This is a genomic window from Anaeromyxobacter dehalogenans 2CP-C (genome assembly GCF_000013385.1).
Lineage (GTDB): Bacteria > Myxococcota > Myxococcia > Myxococcales > Anaeromyxobacteraceae > Anaeromyxobacter > Anaeromyxobacter dehalogenans_B.
The window spans coordinates 125,781-142,487 of sequence record NC_007760.1 but is presented as its reverse complement, the minus strand read 5'-3'; the positions used below and the strand labels follow the sequence as shown (position 1 = coordinate 142,487).

Here is a 16,707-nt window from a genome sequence, read left to right as displayed (position 1 = left end):
ATGGCGCGTCCTGACATGGGTGGTCCGAAGATGGGTGGCGGTTTCGGCGGTCCTCGCAGCGGCGGCTTCGGCGGTGGTGGCGGCGGCGGCGGCTTCGGGGGTGGCGGGTTCGGCGGCGGCCGCGGCGGTGATCGCGGCGACCGTGGCGACCGCGACGACCGCGGCGGCGACGAGGGCGGCGGGCGGCGCGGCTTCGGCCGGCGCAAGGTCTGCCGGTTCTGCGCCGACAAGACGCTGAAGGTCGACTACAAGGACCAGGGCCAGATGAAGTACTTCCTCACCGAGCGCGGCAAGATCATCCCCCGCCGCATCAGCGGGAACTGCGCGAAGCACCAGCGCGAGGTGGCCACCGCCATCAAGCGCGGCCGGATGCTCGCGATCCTGCCCTACACCGTCGGGCAGATGTAAAGGAGCGCCGCCATGAAGCTCATCCTCCGTGAAGACGTCGAGAATCTCGGAAAGGGCGGCGACCTGGTGGACGTGAAGCCCGGCTACGGGCGGAACTACCTCCTGCCGCGCGGGCTCGCGGTCTCCGCGAATCCGAAGAACGTGAAGGAGCTCGAGCACCAGAAGGCGGTCGCCGCCGCCAAGGCCGCGAAGCTGAAGGCCTCGGCCCAGGCGGTCGCCAAGCGGCTCAGCGAGACCCCGGTCACGCTGAAGCGCAAGGTGGGCGAGCAGGACAAGCTCTACGGCTCGGTCACCGCGCTGGACGTGGCCGAGGCGCTCGCCGCCCGCGGCGTGCAGCTCGACCGCCGCTCCATCGTCCTCGACGAGCCCATCAAGACCCTGGGCGAGTTCGAGGTGCCGGTGAAGCTGCACTCCGAGGTGGCCGGCAAGGTCAAGGTCACCGTGGAGGCCGAGGCGGAGTAGCCGCCCGGCGTCATCCCGAAGCTCCGAAGGGCCGGCTCCCGCCGGCCCTTCTCATTTTTGCGGTGCGCGCGTCGCGGCCTCGCCCGGCGCCGGCGGCGCGAGCTCCACCTCGAGCGCGTAGGGCGCGTCCGGCCGCCCGGCCGGCGCGGCGCCCGCCGCGTGCCGCTCGCGCACCGACAGCCAGTAGGTGCCCGGCTCGACCTCGGCCGAGAGCGCCTCGGCCGCGCCCGGCCCGCCCTCGCCGGCGGCGGCCACGAGCGGCGCCCGCTCGGCCCCGGCCGGCGCCCGGTTGAGCGAGAGCGTCACCGCGAGCCCCGGGATGCCCTGGTCCGGCGCGGCCCCCGCCGCGTGCCAGCGCGCCCGCAGCACCCGCCGGCCCGCGCCGTCCGGCACGGCCAGGCGGTACACGTCGAGGTCGCCCTCGTCCGGCCGGCGCGGCGCGCCGACGGCGCCGCGCACCTCCGCGGCGGGCACGCCGTCCGCGCGCGGGAGCAGCGGGAGCGGCGTCGCCTCCGCCGCGCCGTCGTTCGGCTCGCGCTCCACCCAGGCGGCCGCGGCCGGGCGGAGCGCCGCCGGCACCCGCGCCGCGATCCCGGGCGCGCGGTCGGCGAGCGCCGCGTACAGGTCGTCCCAGCGCCAGGCGGCCCCGGCGGCGAGCGCGACGGCCGCCACCAGCGCGGCCCCGGCGGGCGTGACGAGCCGCTGCGGGCGCAGCACGCCCACCTGCCGCTCCAGCGCGCCCTGCTCCAGGCCGTCGCGGAAGTCCTCCCGGCTCGCCAGCTCGAGCTCGCCCGCGGCCCGGGGGAGCGCGGGGCGGCGGGACGGGCGGGCCGGGTGCCCGGGCCCGGCGAGCGCGGCGCGCATCGCGTCCGCGCTCGGGAACCGCTCGGCGGGATCCTTGCGGAGCGCGCGGTGGACCACCTCGGCGAGGCGCGGCGAGACGCCCGGGGCGACCTGCCGGAGCGGCGGCGGCGGATCGTGGAGGTGCGCGGTGATCACCGCCACCGGGCTCGCCGCGGTGAACGGCGGCCGCCCGGACACGAGCTCGTACAGCAGGCAGCCCATGGCGTAGAGGTCGGCGCGCGCGTCCACCGGGCCGCCGCGGGCCTGCTCCGGCGCGAGGCAGCTCGGCGTGCCCACCACCGCGCCCGCGCCGGTGGTGGCGCCGCCCGCCTCGTCGCGCAGCTTCGCGATCCCGAAGTCGAGCACCTTCGCGAAGTCCTCGCCCGGCCGCGCCTGCATCAGCATCACGTTCGCGGGCTTCATGTCGCGGTGGACCACGCCCGCCTCGTGCGCCTCGGCCAGCGACCCGAGCACCTGCTGAGCGACGCCGACCGCCCGCGCCTCGGAGAACGCGCCGCCCTCGCGCAGCGCGCGCGCCAGGTCCTGCCCGGGCACGTACTCCATGGCGAGGTAGAAGCCGCGCTCGGGCAGCTCGCCGAAGTCGAAGACCGCGATGGTGTGCGGGTGCGAGAGGCGCGACACGATGCGCGCCTCGGCGCGGAAGCGCTCCGCGGCGGACGGGTCGCGGGCGAAGTCGCCCCGCAGCACCTTCACCGCGAGCGCCTTGCCCATCTGCACGTGCTCGGCCCGGTAGACCGCGCCCATGCCGCCCTCGCCGAGCAGGGAGACGAGCCGGTAGCGGTCCGCGATCACCCGGCCCACCAGCGGGTCCGGCGGCGGCGCGCGGCGCGCCGTCTCGCGCAGGTCGAGGCCGCAGCGCGGGCAGAAGTTCAGCGGCCCGCCGGCCGGCTCCGCGAGGTGTCCGCAGCCGGGGCACGGGGCGCGGAGGTCGGGGATCGCCAGGGGGCCGGGCATGCGCTCGCCGCGAGAGTATCCCGGCGTCGCCGGACCCGGAAAGTCCCCGCGGCATCGGGATCGCGCGCCGGTGCGACGTGGTAGAAAGTCCGCCCCATGCTCACCGCCGCGCTCGTCGCGCTCGCCCTCGCATCGGTCCCCCGCCCCTTCACCGTAGACGACCTGCTCGCCCTGGAGCGCGCGGGCGACGCGGCCATCTCGCCGGACGGCGCCAGCGTCGCGTACACCGTCGCCACCTCGGCGCCCGGCGGCGAGAAGCTCGTCTCGGCGCTGCACCTCGTGCCCGCCGCGGGCGGCGCCGCGCGCCGGCTCACGTTCGGCGAGGAGCGGGTGTCCTCGCCGGCGTTCTCGCCCGACGGGCGCCGGATCGCGTTCCTCTCCAACCGCAAGGGCGGCACGCAGGCGTGGGTGCTCGACCTCCAGGGCGGCGAGGCCCGGCGGGTGACGGACCTGCCCGGCGGCGTCTCCGAGCTCCGCTTCACCCCAGACGGCGCCGCGCTGGTCGTCGCCAGCGACGTGGACCCGGCCTGCGGCGCCGACGCCGCCTGCAACCGGAAGGCGGACGCGGCCGCCGAGGTCCGCCCGCACCTCGCCGACCGGCTCCTGTTCCGGCACTGGGACGAGTGGCGCGAGCGCGTGCGCACGCACCTCGTCCGCGTGCCGCTCGACGGCGGCGCCGCCGTGGACCTCACCCCGGGCGACCGCGACGCGCCGCCGGTGCAGCGCGGCTCGGGCGACGACCTGGCGTTCTCGCCCGACGGGAAGACGCTCTACTACGTGGCGGTGTCGGATCCGGTGGAGGCCACCTCCACGAACGGCGACGTGTACGCGGTCCCGCTCGCCGGCGGGACGCCCCGCCGCGTCACCATCGCGCCGGGCTGGGACGGCGCGCCGCGCCCGTCGCCCGACGGCAAGCGCCTCGCCTGGCTGGCGCAGCCGCGCGCCGGCTACGAGGCGGACCGCTACCACGTGATGGTGGCGGCGGCCGACGGCTCGGGCGCGCGCGACCTCACCGCCGGGTTCGACCGCTCCGCGGCGGATCTCGTGTGGGCCCGCGGCGGCAAGGCGCTCCGGTTCACCGCCGAGAGCGAGGGCGTCCACGCGCTGTACGAGGTGGACCTCGCCGGCAAGGTCACCGAGCTGTACCGCGGGCGGAACCTCGCCCGCGTGAGCTGGTCGCGCGACGGCGCGCGGCTGGCGGCGCTGGTGGACGGGCTCGCCGCGCCGCCGGAGGTGGCGGTGCTCGAGCCGGGCGGGCGCGGCGCGCAGCCGCGGCCGCTCACGGCGCTCGGCGCGAAGGGGCTGGCCGGGATCGCGCTCGGCGAGGTGCGCCCGCTCTCCGCCACCGGCAAGGACGGGCAGGCGCTGCACGGGTGGATGGTGCTGCCGCCCGGCCACCGCGACGGCGAGCGCCACCCGGCGGTGGTGCTCGTCCACGGCGGCCCGCAGGGCGCCTGGAACGACGCCTGGAGCTTCCGCTGGAACCCGATGCTCTACGCGGCCCGGGGCTGGACCGTGGTGCTGCCCAACCCGCGCGGCTCGACCGGCTTCGGCCAGGGCTACACCGACGCCGTCCGGGCGAACTGGGGCGGCACCCCGTACGACGACATCATGCGGCTCACCGACGCCGCGGTCGCCACCGGCGCCGCCGACGGGGGCCGGATGTGCGCCGCCGGCGCGAGCTACGGCGGGTACATGGTGAACTGGATCAACGGCCAGACCGACCGGTTCCGCTGCCTGGTGGCGCACGCCGGCAACTTCGACCTGCGCATGGCCTACTACGACACCGAGGAGCTCTGGTTCCCCGAATGGGAGCTGGGCCGTCCGTGGGAGACGCCGGAGGCGTTCGAGCGCTGGTCGCCGAGCGCGTTCGTGAAGCAGTGGCGGACGCCGACGCTGATCTCGCACGGGGAGAAGGACTTCCGCGTCACCGTGACGCAGGGGTTCGCGGCGTTCACCGCGCTCCAGCGGCGCGGGATCCCGTCCCGCCTGATGGTGTTCCCGGACGAGGGGCACTGGGTGCTGAAGCCGCGCAACGCGAAGGTGTTCCACGACGAGGTGCTCGGCTGGATCGGGCGCTGGCTGGATTCGCCTGCGCCGCAGGCGAGCGCGCCGCGATGATGGCCGGGACCTTGTCGCCCTCGAACCCCCTGCTATAGTCCGGACCCGCCGTGCTCGACTGGCTTCACAACATGATGTCCCGCGATCTCGCGATCGACCTCGGGACCGCCAACACCCTCATCTACATCCGCGGCATGGGCATCGTGTCGAACGAGCCCAGCGTGGTGGCGGTCCAGCAGGAGTCGCGGAGCGGCCGCAAGGTGCTCGCGGTCGGCAAGGAGGCGAAGGAGATGCTCGGGCGCACGCCCGGGAACATCGTCGCCATCCGGCCGATGAAGGACGGCGTCATCGCCGACTTCGAGGTCACCGCGGCGATGCTGAAGTACTTCATCCAGGCGGCGCACAACCGGAAGAGCTTCGTGAAGCCCCGGATCATCATCGGGATCCCGTCGGGCATCACCGAGGTCGAGAAGCGCGCCGTCCGCGAGGCCGCCGAGTCCGCCGGGGCCCGCGAGGTCTACCTCATCGAGCAGCCCATGGCCGCCGCCATCGGCGCCGGGCTCCCCATCACCGAGCCCTCCGGCAACATGATCGTGGACATCGGCGGCGGCACCTCCGACGTCGCCGTCATCTCCCTCGGCGGCATCGTCTACTCCCGCTCCGTCCGCGTCGCCGGCGACAAGATGGACGAGGCGATCATCCAGCACGTCAAGCGCAAGTACAACCTCCTCATCGGCGAGCGCACCGCCGAGCTCATCAAGATGGGCATCGGCACCGCCTATCCCACCGAGGAGGAGCTGACCATGGACATCAAGGGCCGCGACCTCGTGGCCGGTGTCCCCCGCACCCTCACCGTCACCTCCTCCGAGATCCGCGAGGCCCTCGCCGAGCCCGTCAACGGCGTCGTCGAGGCGGTGAAGGTCACCCTCGAGCGCACGCCTCCCGAGCTCGCCGGCGACATCGCCGACCGCGGCATCGTCCTCGCCGGCGGCGGCGCCCTCCTCAAGAACCTCGACGTCCTCCTCCGCGAGGAGACCGGCCTCCCCGTCTTCCTCGCCGAGGACCCCCTCTCCGCCGTCGTCATCGGCGCGGGCAAGGCGCTCGAGGAGCTCGACATCCTCCGCCAGGTCACCGCCCAGGGCTGATCTCCTCCGACCGGGCGGGCGCCTTCACGTCCGGTGAGGCGTTCCCGCGATCGGGGGTGGGCGAATCCGCGATCCGCGCCCAACTCGCAGAAAGGGTTTGGCCGCGGACCGTGTTGTAGTAGGCAACCACCGTGCTGAACTTCGTCCACAACATCCTGTCGCGCGATCTCGCGATCGATCTCGGGACCGCCAACACCCTCATCTACATCCGCGGCATGGGCATCGTGTCGAACGAGCCCAGCGTCGTGGCCGTCCAGGCCGACGGGCGCGGCAGCCGCCGCGTGCTCGCCGTCGGGAAGGAGGCGAAGGAGATGCTCGGGCGCACCCCGGGCAACATCGTCGCCATCCGGCCGATGAAGGACGGCGTCATCGCCGACTTCGAGGTCACGGCGGCGATGCTGAAGCACTTCATCCAGACGGCGCACAACCGGAAGAGCTTCGTGAAGCCCCGGATCATCATCGGGATCCCGTCGGGCATCACCGAGGTCGAGAAGCGCGCCGTCCGCGAGGCCGCCGAGTCCGCCGGGGCCCGCGAGGTCTACCTCATCGAGCAGCCCATGGCCGCCGCCATCGGCGCCGGGCTCCCCATCACCGAGCCCTCCGGCAACATGATCGTGGACATCGGCGGCGGCACCTCCGACGTCGCCGTCATCTCCCTCGGCGGCATCGTCTACTCCCGCTCCGTCCGCGTCGCCGGCGACAAGATGGACGAGGCGATCATCCAGCACGTCAAGCGCAAGTACAACCTCCTCATCGGCGAGCGCACCGCCGAGCTCATCAAGATGGGCATCGGCACCGCCTATCCCACCGAGGAGGAGCTGACCATGGACATCAAGGGCCGCGACCTCGTGGCCGGTGTCCCCCGCACCCTCACCGTCACCTCCTCCGAGATCCGCGAGGCCCTCGCCGAGCCCGTCAACGGCGTCGTCGAGGCGGTGAAGGTCACCCTCGAGCGCACGCCTCCCGAGCTCGCCGGCGACATCGCCGACCGCGGCATCGTCCTCGCCGGCGGCGGCGCCCTCCTCAAGAACCTCGACGTCCTCCTCCGCGAGGAGACCGGCCTCCCCGTCTTCCTCGCCGAGGACCCCCTCTCCGCCGTCGTCATCGGCGCGGGCAAGGCGCTCGAGGAGCTCGACATCCTCCGCCAGGTGACGGCGCAGGGCTGAGCGCCGTCCGCGGCGCACCCTCACGCGAGGTGGATGCCGGCCGGCCGGGCGCTTAGGATGTGCGCCCAGCATGCTCGCGCCCACCCTCGCCCCGCTCCTCGCGCTCGCGCTCGCCGCCCGCGCCGACCTCACCACCACCGCCGAGAAGACCGGCTTCCGGGAGACCGGCCGCTACGACGAGGCGGTCCGGCTGTGCCGCGGGCTCGCCGCCGCGCACCCGGCGCGCGCCCGCTGCCTCACCTTCGGCGAGACGCCGGAGGGCCGGCCGCTGGTGGCGCTCGTGGCGAGCGCGGGCGGGGGGCTCGATGCCCGCGCCGCGCGGGCCGCGCGCCGGCCGGTGGTGCTCCTGCAGGGCGGCATCCACGCCGCCGAGATCGACGGCAAGGACGCCGGGTTCATGGTGCTCCGCGACCTGCTCGCCTCGCGGGACGGCGGGCCGCTCGCGAAGGTCACGGCGCTGTTCGTGCCGGTGCTGAACGCGGACGGTCACGAGCGCTTCGGGCCGAACCACCGGCCCAACCAGCGCGGGCCGGAGGCCTCCGGCTGGCGCACGACGGCGCAGAACCTGAACCTGAACCGCGACTACGTCGCGGCGCAGGCGCCGGAGACGCAGGCGGTGCTCCGGCTCATGGACGCCTGGGACCCCATCGCCCTCGGCGACCTCCACGTCACCGACGGCGCGCAGTTCCAGCACGACCTCGCGGTGATGGTCGAGCCGCGCCAGGGCTACTCGCCGGCCATGCGCGAGGAGGGCGCGGCGCTCTCGGCCGCGCTGGTCGAGCGGCTCGCCGCGGCCGGCCACCTGCCGCTCGACTTCTACCCTTCGCTCCGCGAGGACGGCGATCCCGCCTCCGGCTTCGCCCCCTACCCCGCGCCCATCCGCTTCGGCCACGGCTACTGGGCCGCGCGGAACCGCTTCGGCATCCTGCTCGAGACGCACTCCTGGCGGCCGTATGCGCACCGGGTGAAGGCGACCGCCCACTTCGTGCGCGCGCTGCTCGACCTCGCCGCCGAGCGGGGCGGCCGCTGGCGCGCCGCCGCCGACCGCGCGGACCGCGAGGGCGCGGCCGCGGGCGGGCGGGAGGTGGAGCTCGGCTGGGCGCCCGGGTCGCGCACGCGGCCGCTCGCGTTCCAGGGCTACGCCTACGTCCGCGAGGACTCGCCGGTGCTCGGGAAGAAGGTCCCGCGCTACGACGAGACGCGGCCGGAGGTGTGGAACGTCCCGGTCGTGGACGAGCTGGTGGTCACCGCGCGGGCGCGCGTCCCGATGGGCGGCTGGATCGTCCCGGCCGCGCACGCGGGGTGGATGGCCGGGAAGCTCCGGCTGCACGGCATCGCCTTCGAGCGGATGGCGTCCCGTCGAGCCGCCGCGCAGGTGGAGGCGTTCCGCGCCACCGCGGTCGAGACGAAGGCGCAGTCGTTCGAGGGCCGGCACCAGACCACGCTCGCCGGCGCCTGGGCGCCGGAGGCGCGCGACCTCGCCCCCGGCTGGCTCTGGGTCCCGTCGGCGCAGCCGCTCGCGCCGCTCGCCGCCATGCTGCTCGATCCGGCCGGGCCCGACGCGTTCGTGGCCTGGGGCGCGTTCGCCACCGCGTTCGAGAAGAAGGAGTACATCGAGGACTACGTGCTCGACCCGTGGGCCCGGGCGCTGCTCGCGAAGGATCCGGCGGTCAAGGCGGAGTTCGAGCGGCGGCTCGCCGACCCGGCGTTCGCGAAGGACCCGGCCGCGCGGCTCGAGTTCTTCCACCGGCGCCACCCGGCCCACGACGAGGCCTACCGGCTCTACCCGGTGCTGCGCGCCGCCCGCCGGCCCTGAGGCCGCGGCCCGACGCCCGCGCCGGTCCGCGTCCGGCGGGCCCGGCAGCGGGTCGGGAGTTCCCGACAGCGCCGCGGCCAACCCCGCGAGATCGCGTCGGGCGGGGCTGGCCGCGCTCCTGCAGTAGCGGGGGGACGACGGTGGCGCGCCACGGTGGCGCCCCCGGGAACCTCGAACCCGCAGCGACTCCAGGAGAACGCCATGGCCCAGAACAAGCTCCCCTCCCTCATCGGCGCCGGCATCGGCCTCGCGCTGTTCCTCGCCGTCGCGCTCCTCCCGGCGCTGCTCTACGGCGGCTACGCCGGCCTGCTGCTGGCGGGCGGGATCGTCGGCACGCCGGTGCAGCCCACCCTGCTCGTCCGCGGCCTCATCGTGTTCGGCATGGGCCTCGGCGTGGTGGGCGTCGCCTCGCTGTTCGCGGTGGCCGGCGCGGCCGCCGGCGCGGCGGTGGGCGCGATCCTGACCATCGCCGGGCGCCGCCCGGTCGCGCAGGAGCAGTCGGGCCGCTGACCTTCGCGGGCGGGGACCCCGGGGCGGCCCGGCCGCGAGGCCGGGCCCGCCTCTTCCCCCCCACCCTGGGGAACCCGCCGTGCGCGGATGGGCGCGCGCGCCATCGCGCAGATCCTTTCCGCCGCACCCCTGCACCGCGCAAACCCTGCGTCACCCTGTCCCTTGACCACACGCAAATCCGAGTCCTGTCCGTGGGTTGAGTCATCGCCCCGGCACCGGACCGGGGCACATCGGTTGCACACGCGGACCACGCCTATGCGAGCCACCCTCCTTGCCATTGCCCTCCTCCTCTCGACCGCCGCCCGCGCCGAGGAGGCGAAGCCCGCCCCGAAGCTGCCGGCCGACGCCGAGTCCTGCCTCATGTGCCACGACAAGGGCGGCGGCGCGCCCGAGGTGGACTTCAAGGCCTTCCCCGGCTCGGTCCACGGCCAGGCCGAGGTGGGCTGCACCGACTGCCACGCCGGCTACAAGGAGGGCCCGCACGAGGGCGAGCTGCCCGCGCTCTCCGCCGCCGAGCAGGCCACCGTGGCGCGCCTGGCGAAGGGCGCCTGGGGCGAGGGCGAGGCGAAGCACGGCGTGACCGCGCCGCGCGCCTACCTCGCCTGCCAGAGCTGCCACACGACCGAGGCCGAGGCGTTCGCGAAGTCGGTGCACGGCAAGTGGCTCGCGCAGGACACCAAGGCGCCGGGCGCGACCTGCGCCTCCTGCCACGGCTCCCCGCACGCGCTCCCGGCGAAGCTCGCCGAGTACGCGCCGAAGGACGGCAAGCGCGTGCCGGTGCCGGCCGACCGCCGCGAGATGACGAAGCGCTGCGAGGCCTGCCACGGGAACGAGGCGTTCGCCGAGGCCGCCGGGCTCGACCCCGAGGCGGTCATCACCTACCACGACTCGATCCACGGCCGGCTGACGCGGGTGGGCAACGCGGCGGCGCCGACCTGCGTGAGCTGCCACGCGGCCGCGCCCGACGCGGGCGGCACGCACGCCATCCTGTCGAAGACCGATCCCGCGTCCACGGTGAGCGCGGCGAACAAGAAGCAGGCCTGCGCCCGCTGCCACGCCGGCGCGACCGACACGTTCGCCGGCCTGGTGGCGCACAAGCCGCTGCACGAGACCGGCGGGAGCGTCATCCCGCACCTCGTCCACGTGGCGTTCTCCTGGCTCACCACGCTGACGCTGCTGTTCTTCGCGTTCCACGTGCTGGTGGACTTCGTCTACGAGCTGCGCAGCCGGCTCGCGAAGAAGGCCGGCCACGGCCCGAGCGCGGACGCGGTCCGCTCGGTCATCCGCTTCGACATCCACCAGCGCATCCAGCACTGGTTCATGCTCTCGGGCGTCATCCTGCTCGGCATCACCGGCTGGCCGCTGCGCGGCGCCGGCGACGCCGAGGCGGCCACCTACTCGCGCGCGTTCATGAAGGTGTTCGGCGGCGCCGAGGGCGCGGCCACCTGGCACCGGGTCGGCGCGGTCCTCATCATCATCTCGGCCGCCTACCACCTGTTCTACCTGACGTTCCTCGCCTCCAAGAAGCGGCTGCCGCTGTCGATGCTCCCCGTCCCGAAGGACGCGCTCGACATGCGCGACAACATCCTCTTCATGATGGGCGTGAAGAAGGAGCGGCCGAAGTTCGACCGGTACATGTACCTGGAGAAGTTCGACTACTGGGCCGTGTTCTGGGGCATCGTGATGATGGTCGGCACCGGGTTCATCTTCTGGTTCCCGGTCTGGTTCGCGAGCTGGGCGCCGGGCTGGCTCATCACCGCCGCGCAGATCATCCACGGCGAGGAGGCGACGCTCGCCATCCTGTTCCTCTTCACGGTCCACTTCTACAACGTGCACCTGAAGCCCTCGATCTTCCCGATGAACTGGGCCTGGCTGAACGGGCGCATCTCGGTCGAGGCGATGAAGCACGAGCATCCGCTGGAGTACGACCGGCTGAAGGACGACCTGTAGCCGGGCGCTCGCCGGGTCGGGGCACCTCGGGGGCCGCACGGGATTCCGTGCGGCCCCTTCCCTTTCCGGCGGCGGGCTCCGGGAATCGCGCGGAACGGGCTAGAATCGCGGGATCGCATGCGCCTCTCGAGGAACGCGAAGACGGTCCTGGCAGGGCTCGCCGCGCTGGCGCTCGTCGGGCTCGTGGCGGGGTTCCTGCGCTTCAAGGAGTTCGTGGACGAGGACCCGCGCCTGTGCGCCACCTGCCACCGCGCCAGCCCCGAGTTCGCGCTGTGGATGGGCGGGACGCACCGGAGCGTCTCCTGCCAGCGCTGCCACCACTCCACGCCGGAGCAGGGCCTCGCCATGCTGCGCGCGTTCCTGGCCGGCCAGAAGCCCAAGGGGAAGCACGCCGAGGTGGAGGTGGGCGCCTGCGCGGAGTGCCACTTCTCCCACGACCCGCGCTGGCCGCAGGTGGGCAACTCGCGCGGCCACCGCATCCACTACCAGGAGCGCGGCATCGCCTGCGTGCGCTGCCACGCGGCCTCCATGCACGGCTTCGAGCCGGTGGCGAAGAAGTGCGAGGAGTGCCACCCGAAGCACGCGGTGGGCGTCGAGAAGATGGCCGCGCTGCACTGCTTCGCCTGCCACGAGTTCCTGGGCAGCGAGCAGGGCCTGCGCCCCACCCGCCGCGACTGCATGCGCTGCCACACCGCGCAGGGCATCCACGCGCCCATGAACGAGCACGGGGCGGACCACGGCGCGCCCATGGAGATGAGCTGCAGCGCCTGCCACCGCCCGCACCGGCCCGAGGGCCAGACGCTGGCGGCCTGCGCCGAGTGCCACGGCGACGACAAGATGGCGAAGGGCGGCCTGCACACGCACCGCGGCCACCGCGCCTGCCTCGAGTGCCACAAGCCGCACACCTGGACCGCCGAGCAGGCCGACTGCCTGCGCTGCCATCCGTCGGGCAAGGCCCACGCCGAGGGCACCGCCTGCACCACCTGCCACGCGTTCGTGGGCGCCCCGCTGCCCTCCTTCCCGACCGAGGACGGGGGCGTGCGATGACGCTGCGCCTCAAGCTGTTCGTGCTCATCGCCGGCGTGATCATCTTCGCCATGTCCGGCGTGACCGCGGTGGCGCTCTGGCGCGAGCTGGTGCGCGGGCAGGAGCTCCTGCTCCGCGAGGGCGTGGCGCTCGCCTCGACCACCGCCACCGGCGCCTCGCACTGGGTGCGCGAGGGCGGGGTGGACCCGGGCGGCCCGGAGGCGCTGCCGGCGCTCCTCGAGCGGCTGGTCTCCTCCGCCCCGCTCGACCGCGCCTGGATCGTGGACTCCGCCGGCAAGGTGCTCGCGTGCGTGTCGCGGACCGGCGAGCCCTGCCCCGACGGCGTGCCGCCGACCGAGTTCCAGGCGGCGGACTGGCCGCTGCAGACGCTCTCGCGCCTGGTGCGGCCGGAGGGCATCGTCGCCTCCGCGCCCATCGTGCGCGCCGGCGCGGTGGTGGGCGCGGTGCGGGTGGACTTCACGCACGAGGAGGTGGTGGGCGCCGCCCGCGACCTCGCCTGGGGCGCGGCGGCGGTGGCGGCGTTCTGGATCGCGCTCGGGCACCTGCTCGCGGCCATCTTCATCCGCCAGGTGACGCAGCCGCTCGTCTCGCTCGCCAGCGCGGCCGAGTCGCTCGCCGAGGAGCGCGGCGTCCGCCTGGAGGAGCCCGAGGACCGGGAGCTGGTGGACCTCGTCCGCGCCTTCAACCACATGTCCGCCCGGCTCGACGAGCGGCGCGCCGAGAACCAGCGGCTCATCGCCGAGCTGGAGGAGCGCGTGGCGCAGAAGACCCGCGAGGTGCTGCGCGCCGACCGGCTGGCCACGCTGGGCGGCATCGCGGCCGGGTTCGCGCACGAGCTCGGCAACTCGCTGAACGTCATCCGCGGCTACGCCGCGGTCACCTCGCGCGAGCTGCCCGACGACTCGCCGCACCGCTCCGACGTGGAGGCGATCCGCCGCGAGGTGACCCGGGCCGCCGGGCTCATCGAGCGCTTCCTGGTGTTCGCGCGGGCGCGCACGGTCCACCCGCTGGTGCAGCCGGTCGAGCCCATCCTGCGCGAGGCGGTGGAGGTGCTCGGCCCGGCCGCGGCGCACGCGAAGGTGGAGCGCGCGGTGGAGGTCGAGCCCGGCCTGCCCGAGCTGCTCGCGGACGCGGAGCTGCTCCGGCAGGCCTTCCTCAACCTGGGCGTGAACGCGGTGCAGGCCATGCAGGACCGCGGCGGGAAGCTCACCGTCCGGGCGCTGCGCGAGCCGGGCGGCCTGGTGGTCGAGTTCCAGGACACCGGCCCCGGCATCGACCCCGACGCGGCCGCGCACGTGTTCGAGCCGTTCTTCACCACCAAGGCGACCGGGACGGGCCTCGGCCTCGCCATCGTGCGCCAGGCCGCCGAGGCGCACGGCGGCACGGTGGAGGTGGCCGGGGCGCCCGGCGCCGGCGCCACGTTCCGGGTCCACCTGCCGGCCGCCGAGGCCGGCGCCGCCGCGGACGCCGCGGCCGGAGGCGCGGGGTAGCCATGGCGAGCGCGAAGAAGCCTAGCCTGATGGTCATCGACGACCTGGACAGCGCGCGCCAGATGATGAAGCGCACGCTGGCCCGCTCCTACGACGTCTACGACTTCCCCTCGGTGGCGGAGGCGGTGCCGGCGGTGGAGCGCGCCGACTTCGACTGCATCGTCACCGACCTGCGGATGCCCGGCATCGACGGCATCGAGGGGCTGCGCCGCTTCCAGGCGAAGGTGCCGGAGATCCCGGTCATCCTCGTCACCGCGTTCGCCACGGTGGAGACCGCGGTCGAGGCGATGAAGGCGGGCGCGTTCGACTACCTGAAGAAGCCGTTCGAGCCGGAGGAGCTGGAGCTGGTGGTGGCGCGGGCGGTGGAGCACGCGCGGGTGAAGAAGGAGAACGCCCGGCTCCGCTCGGCGCTCGCCGGGCAGTTCAGCGTGCACGGGATCGTGGGCAAGTCGCAGTCCATGAAGGACCTGGTCTCGATGCTGGAGCGCATCGCGCCGTCCGACGTGCCCATCCTCATCGAGGGCGAGTCCGGCACCGGCAAGGACCTGCTCGCCCGCGCCGCCCACGCGCTCTCCTCGCGCGCGCAGGGGCCGTACGTCGCGCTCAACATGAGCGCCATCCCGGAGAACCTGGCCGAGTCGGAGCTGTTCGGCCACGAGAAGGGCGCGTTCACCGGCGCCGACCAGCCGCGGGCCGGGTTCTTCGCCGAGGCGGAGGGCGGCACGCTGTTCCTCGACGAGATCGGCCTGTTGCCCCCGGCGCTCCAGCCGAAGCTGCTGCGCGTGCTGCAGGACGGCGAGTTCATCCCGGTGGGCAGCCGCAAGGCGCGCAAGGCGAACGTGCGGGTGGTGGCGGCCACCAACGAGGACCTGCAGCGGCGCGTGAAGGAGGGGAAGTTCCGCGAGGACCTCTGGTTCCGGCTCCGCGTCGTCCCGCTGCGCCTGCCCCCGCTCCGCGAGCGGCGCGAGGACATCCCGCTGCTCGTCGAGCACCTCGTCCAGAAGCACGCGCTGCGGCTCTCGCGCCCGCCGCTCCAGCCCGACGCCGACGCCATGCGGGCGCTCCTCGACCACGCCTGGCCCGGCAACATCCGCGAGCTGGAGCACGCCATCGAGCGCGGGCTGCTGCTCGCGCGCGGCGAGGCCATCACGCTCGCCGACCTGCCGCCGGAGCTCACCCCGCCCGCCGACGCGGCCGGCGGCGCCGACGAGGGGCGCTACCGGCGCGCCCGCGACGCCTGGGAGAAGCGCTTCCTCGAGGACGTGCTGCGCGAGGCGGGCGGGCAGGTGGCGCGGGCCGCCGAGCTCTCCGGCCTGCACCGCTCCACGTTCTACGAGAAGCTCGCGCGCCACGGGCTCGCCGACAAGGACGCGAAGCCCTGAGGCGCGACCGTCGCCCCGGCGCGCCCCGGCTCCGCGCGGCGCGCCCCGCCGACGCCCCGGCGATCGCGCGGGTGATGCGCGCGGCGGTGCGGGGGGTCGCCGACGGCGCGCTCCCGGCCCGCCTGCGCGCCGCGTGGGGCTCGCTCCCGCCGCTCTATCACCTGTGGGCCATGAGCGCGGGCGGCGAGCGCTACCTCGTGGCCGAGCGCGGCGGCCGGGTGGCCGGGTACGCCGCCTGGCGCGGGGCGGAGCTGACGGCGGTGTTCGTCCGGCCCTCCGCGGGCGGCCGCGGGGTGGGCGCGGCGCTCGTCGCCGCGGTGGAGCGGCGGGCCCGGAGGGACGGGGTCCGGGCGCTGCGCGTGCTCGCGGCCGCGCCCGCGATCGGCTTCTACGCCCGGCTCGGGTTCCGCCCCGGCCGCGCCGCGCGCGCGCCGCTCCCGGGCGGCCTCGGGCTGCCCGCGCGCTGGATGCGCAAGCCGCTCGCGACGGGCTAGAGCCGCCCGCAGGGGCGGCGGAACGGGCAGCGGCGGCAGGCGACCCGGTCGTCGGGCCGCGGGAACGCGTCCTCCACCGCCACGTTGCGGGCCGGGTCGGCGAGCGCCGCGCGCATGGCGGCGATGGAGCCCCGCATCTGGTCCTGGCAGGTCGCGAGCGCGGCCGGATCCACCGCCACCGAGACGCGGCCGGCGCCGCCGTCCTCCGGCGCGGCCAGGTAGACGAGCCCGCCCACCACCGCGTCCGGCGCGGCGCCCCACTTCCGCTGCGCGTAGAGCGAGTAGATGCCGAGCTGGGTGTGGTCCACCGTCCGCTCGCGGCCGGTCTTCCAGTCGAGGATCTGGACCCGGCCCTCGGCGTCGCGGTAGGCGAAGTCCACCGCCACCCAGATCTTCGTGCCCTCGAAGTCCCAGGCGTCGAGCTCGTCCACCGACAGCCAGCGGTCGCGCGGCGTGGCGCGGATCGCCTCGAGCGCCTCGCTCGCGTAGAAGCCGCGGAGCCCGCCGTCCACCACCTGCTCGAACAGCCGCTTCCAGTCCGCGTCGGAGACCGGCTCGCCGTACTCGTGCTCGACCAGGCCGGTGATGCGCGAGGCCTCGCGCCAGTAGGACTTGTCGCGCGAGGCGGCCCACTCGGCGCGCGCCTTGCGGCGGGTGCGGTCGAGCAGCTTCTCCGCCGGCCAGAACGTCCCGCTCACCCGCGCCGCCGAGAGCATCTGCTTCAGCGCGCCGTGCACCACCGAGCCCGCCCACTGCCAGCGGGAGGAGAGCTTCTTCAGGACGTACAGCTCGCGCACCGGGGTGCCGTGCGCGGCCTCCCAGCCGCCCCAGCTCCCGTAGTAGGCGTAGAAGTACGCGCGCCGGCACTCGGCGAACTTCTCGTGGCGCGACTTCGACCAGGAGAACTCGTTCTGCAGATCGGCCATGGGCAGGCCCGCCGGTCTGGGACCGGCGGGTG

Annotated in this window: 14 protein-coding genes; 12 read left to right on the top strand and 2 right to left on the bottom strand. The window is 74.8% G+C overall.

Annotated elements, in window-relative coordinates; translation table 11 throughout:
- Complete coding sequence (gene rpsR / locus ADEH_RS00615) at positions 1-408, top strand: 30S ribosomal protein S18 (RefSeq protein ID WP_011419177.1); 408 nt, start codon at positions 1-3, stop codon at positions 406-408.
- A gap of 12 nt (positions 409-420) precedes the next feature.
- Entirely contained in the window at positions 421-870 is a 450-nt protein-coding gene (rplI, locus tag ADEH_RS00610) for a 50S ribosomal protein L9 (RefSeq protein WP_011419176.1), read from the top strand.
- Positions 871-921: 51 nt separating this feature from the next.
- Here rplI and ADEH_RS00605 read toward each other — a convergent pair whose 3' ends face one another.
- Positions 922-2,688 (bottom strand): serine/threonine-protein kinase, encoded by a 1,767-nt coding sequence (locus ADEH_RS00605; protein WP_011419175.1) that lies wholly within the window; start codon positions 2,686-2,688, stop codon positions 922-924.
- A 96-nt stretch (positions 2,689-2,784) separates the two neighbouring features.
- On the opposite strand from ADEH_RS00605, the gene ADEH_RS00600 reads away from it, so the two are divergent.
- From ADEH_RS00600 to ADEH_RS00555, 10 genes are all read left to right on the top strand, one after another.
- Positions 2,785-4,809 (top strand): alpha/beta hydrolase family protein, encoded by a 2,025-nt coding sequence (locus ADEH_RS00600; protein WP_011419174.1) that lies wholly within the window; start codon positions 2,785-2,787, stop codon positions 4,807-4,809.
- Between the two features lie 50 nt (positions 4,810-4,859).
- Positions 4,860-5,894: a rod shape-determining protein gene (locus ADEH_RS00595; protein WP_011419173.1), complete on the top strand. Its 1,035-nt coding sequence runs from the start codon at positions 4,860-4,862 to the stop codon at positions 5,892-5,894.
- Positions 5,895-6,025: 131 nt separating this feature from the next.
- Positions 6,026-7,060 carry a rod shape-determining protein gene (locus ADEH_RS00590; RefSeq protein ID WP_011419172.1) on the top strand — a complete coding sequence of 345 codons (1,035 nt, stop codon included), beginning with the start codon at positions 6,026-6,028 and terminating at the stop codon, positions 7,058-7,060.
- Positions 7,061-7,130: 70 nt separating this feature from the next.
- Positions 7,131-8,876: a M14 family zinc carboxypeptidase gene (locus ADEH_RS00585; RefSeq protein ID WP_011419171.1), complete on the top strand. Its 1,746-nt coding sequence runs from the start codon at positions 7,131-7,133 to the stop codon at positions 8,874-8,876.
- Positions 8,877-9,077: 201 nt separating this feature from the next.
- Entirely contained in the window at positions 9,078-9,386 is a 309-nt protein-coding gene (locus ADEH_RS00580; RefSeq protein WP_011419170.1) for a hypothetical protein, read from the top strand.
- 255 nt (positions 9,387-9,641) lie between these two features.
- Positions 9,642-11,336 (top strand): cytochrome b/b6 domain-containing protein, encoded by a 1,695-nt coding sequence (locus ADEH_RS00575; RefSeq protein ID WP_041453237.1) that lies wholly within the window; start codon positions 9,642-9,644, stop codon positions 11,334-11,336.
- A 117-nt stretch (positions 11,337-11,453) separates the two neighbouring features.
- Positions 11,454-12,383 carry a cytochrome c3 family protein gene (locus ADEH_RS00570; protein WP_011419168.1) on the top strand — a complete coding sequence of 310 codons (930 nt, stop codon included), beginning with the start codon at positions 11,454-11,456 and terminating at the stop codon, positions 12,381-12,383.
- Positions 12,380-13,873: a two-component system sensor histidine kinase NtrB gene (locus ADEH_RS00565; RefSeq protein WP_011419167.1), complete on the top strand. Its 1,494-nt coding sequence runs from the start codon at positions 12,380-12,382 to the stop codon at positions 13,871-13,873. The genes ADEH_RS00570 and ADEH_RS00565 overlap by 4 nt, the downstream gene beginning before the upstream one ends.
- Before the next feature lie 2 nt (positions 13,874-13,875).
- Entirely contained in the window at positions 13,876-15,255 is a 1,380-nt protein-coding gene (locus ADEH_RS00560; RefSeq protein WP_011419166.1) for a sigma-54-dependent transcriptional regulator, read from the top strand.
- A gap of 74 nt (positions 15,256-15,329) precedes the next feature.
- Positions 15,330-15,749 (top strand): GNAT family N-acetyltransferase, encoded by a 420-nt coding sequence (locus ADEH_RS00555; RefSeq protein ID WP_041453236.1) that lies wholly within the window; start codon positions 15,330-15,332, stop codon positions 15,747-15,749.
- On the opposite strand, the gene ADEH_RS00550 is transcribed toward ADEH_RS00555, so the two are convergent.
- Positions 15,746-16,675 (bottom strand): PD-(D/E)XK nuclease family protein, encoded by a 930-nt coding sequence (locus ADEH_RS00550; RefSeq protein ID WP_011419164.1) that lies wholly within the window; start codon positions 16,673-16,675, stop codon positions 15,746-15,748. The two genes, ADEH_RS00555 and ADEH_RS00550, sit on opposite strands and share 4 nt — an antisense overlap.
- Positions 16,676-16,707 lie beyond the last annotated feature (32 nt).

What these genes read in the sequence shown, in the direction of transcription:
- rpsR (WP_011419177.1), top strand. Translation starts at nt 1, where the DNA reads ATGGCGCGTCCTGACATGGGTGGTCCGAAGATGGGTGGCGGTTTCGGC.
- rplI (WP_011419176.1), top strand. Translation starts at nt 421, where the DNA reads ATGAAGCTCATCCTCCGTGAAGACGTCGAGAATCTCGGAAAGGGCGGC.
- ADEH_RS00605 (WP_011419175.1), bottom strand. Translation starts at nt 2,688, where the DNA reads ATGCCCGGCCCCCTGGCGATCCCCGACCTCCGCGCCCCGTGCCCCGGC.
- ADEH_RS00600 (WP_011419174.1), top strand. Translation starts at nt 2,785, where the DNA reads ATGCTCACCGCCGCGCTCGTCGCGCTCGCCCTCGCATCGGTCCCCCGC.
- ADEH_RS00585 (WP_011419171.1), top strand. Translation starts at nt 7,131, where the DNA reads ATGCTCGCGCCCACCCTCGCCCCGCTCCTCGCGCTCGCGCTCGCCGCC.
- ADEH_RS00580 (WP_011419170.1), top strand. Translation starts at nt 9,078, where the DNA reads ATGGCCCAGAACAAGCTCCCCTCCCTCATCGGCGCCGGCATCGGCCTC.
- ADEH_RS00575 (WP_041453237.1), top strand. Translation starts at nt 9,642, where the DNA reads ATGCGAGCCACCCTCCTTGCCATTGCCCTCCTCCTCTCGACCGCCGCC.
- ADEH_RS00570 (WP_011419168.1), top strand. Translation starts at nt 11,454, where the DNA reads ATGCGCCTCTCGAGGAACGCGAAGACGGTCCTGGCAGGGCTCGCCGCG.
- ADEH_RS00565 (WP_011419167.1), top strand. Translation starts at nt 12,380, where the DNA reads ATGACGCTGCGCCTCAAGCTGTTCGTGCTCATCGCCGGCGTGATCATC.
- ADEH_RS00560 (WP_011419166.1), top strand. Translation starts at nt 13,876, where the DNA reads ATGGCGAGCGCGAAGAAGCCTAGCCTGATGGTCATCGACGACCTGGAC.
- ADEH_RS00555 (WP_041453236.1), top strand. Translation starts at nt 15,330, where the DNA reads ATGCGCGCGGCGGTGCGGGGGGTCGCCGACGGCGCGCTCCCGGCCCGC.
- ADEH_RS00550 (WP_011419164.1), bottom strand. Translation starts at nt 16,675, where the DNA reads ATGGCCGATCTGCAGAACGAGTTCTCCTGGTCGAAGTCGCGCCACGAG.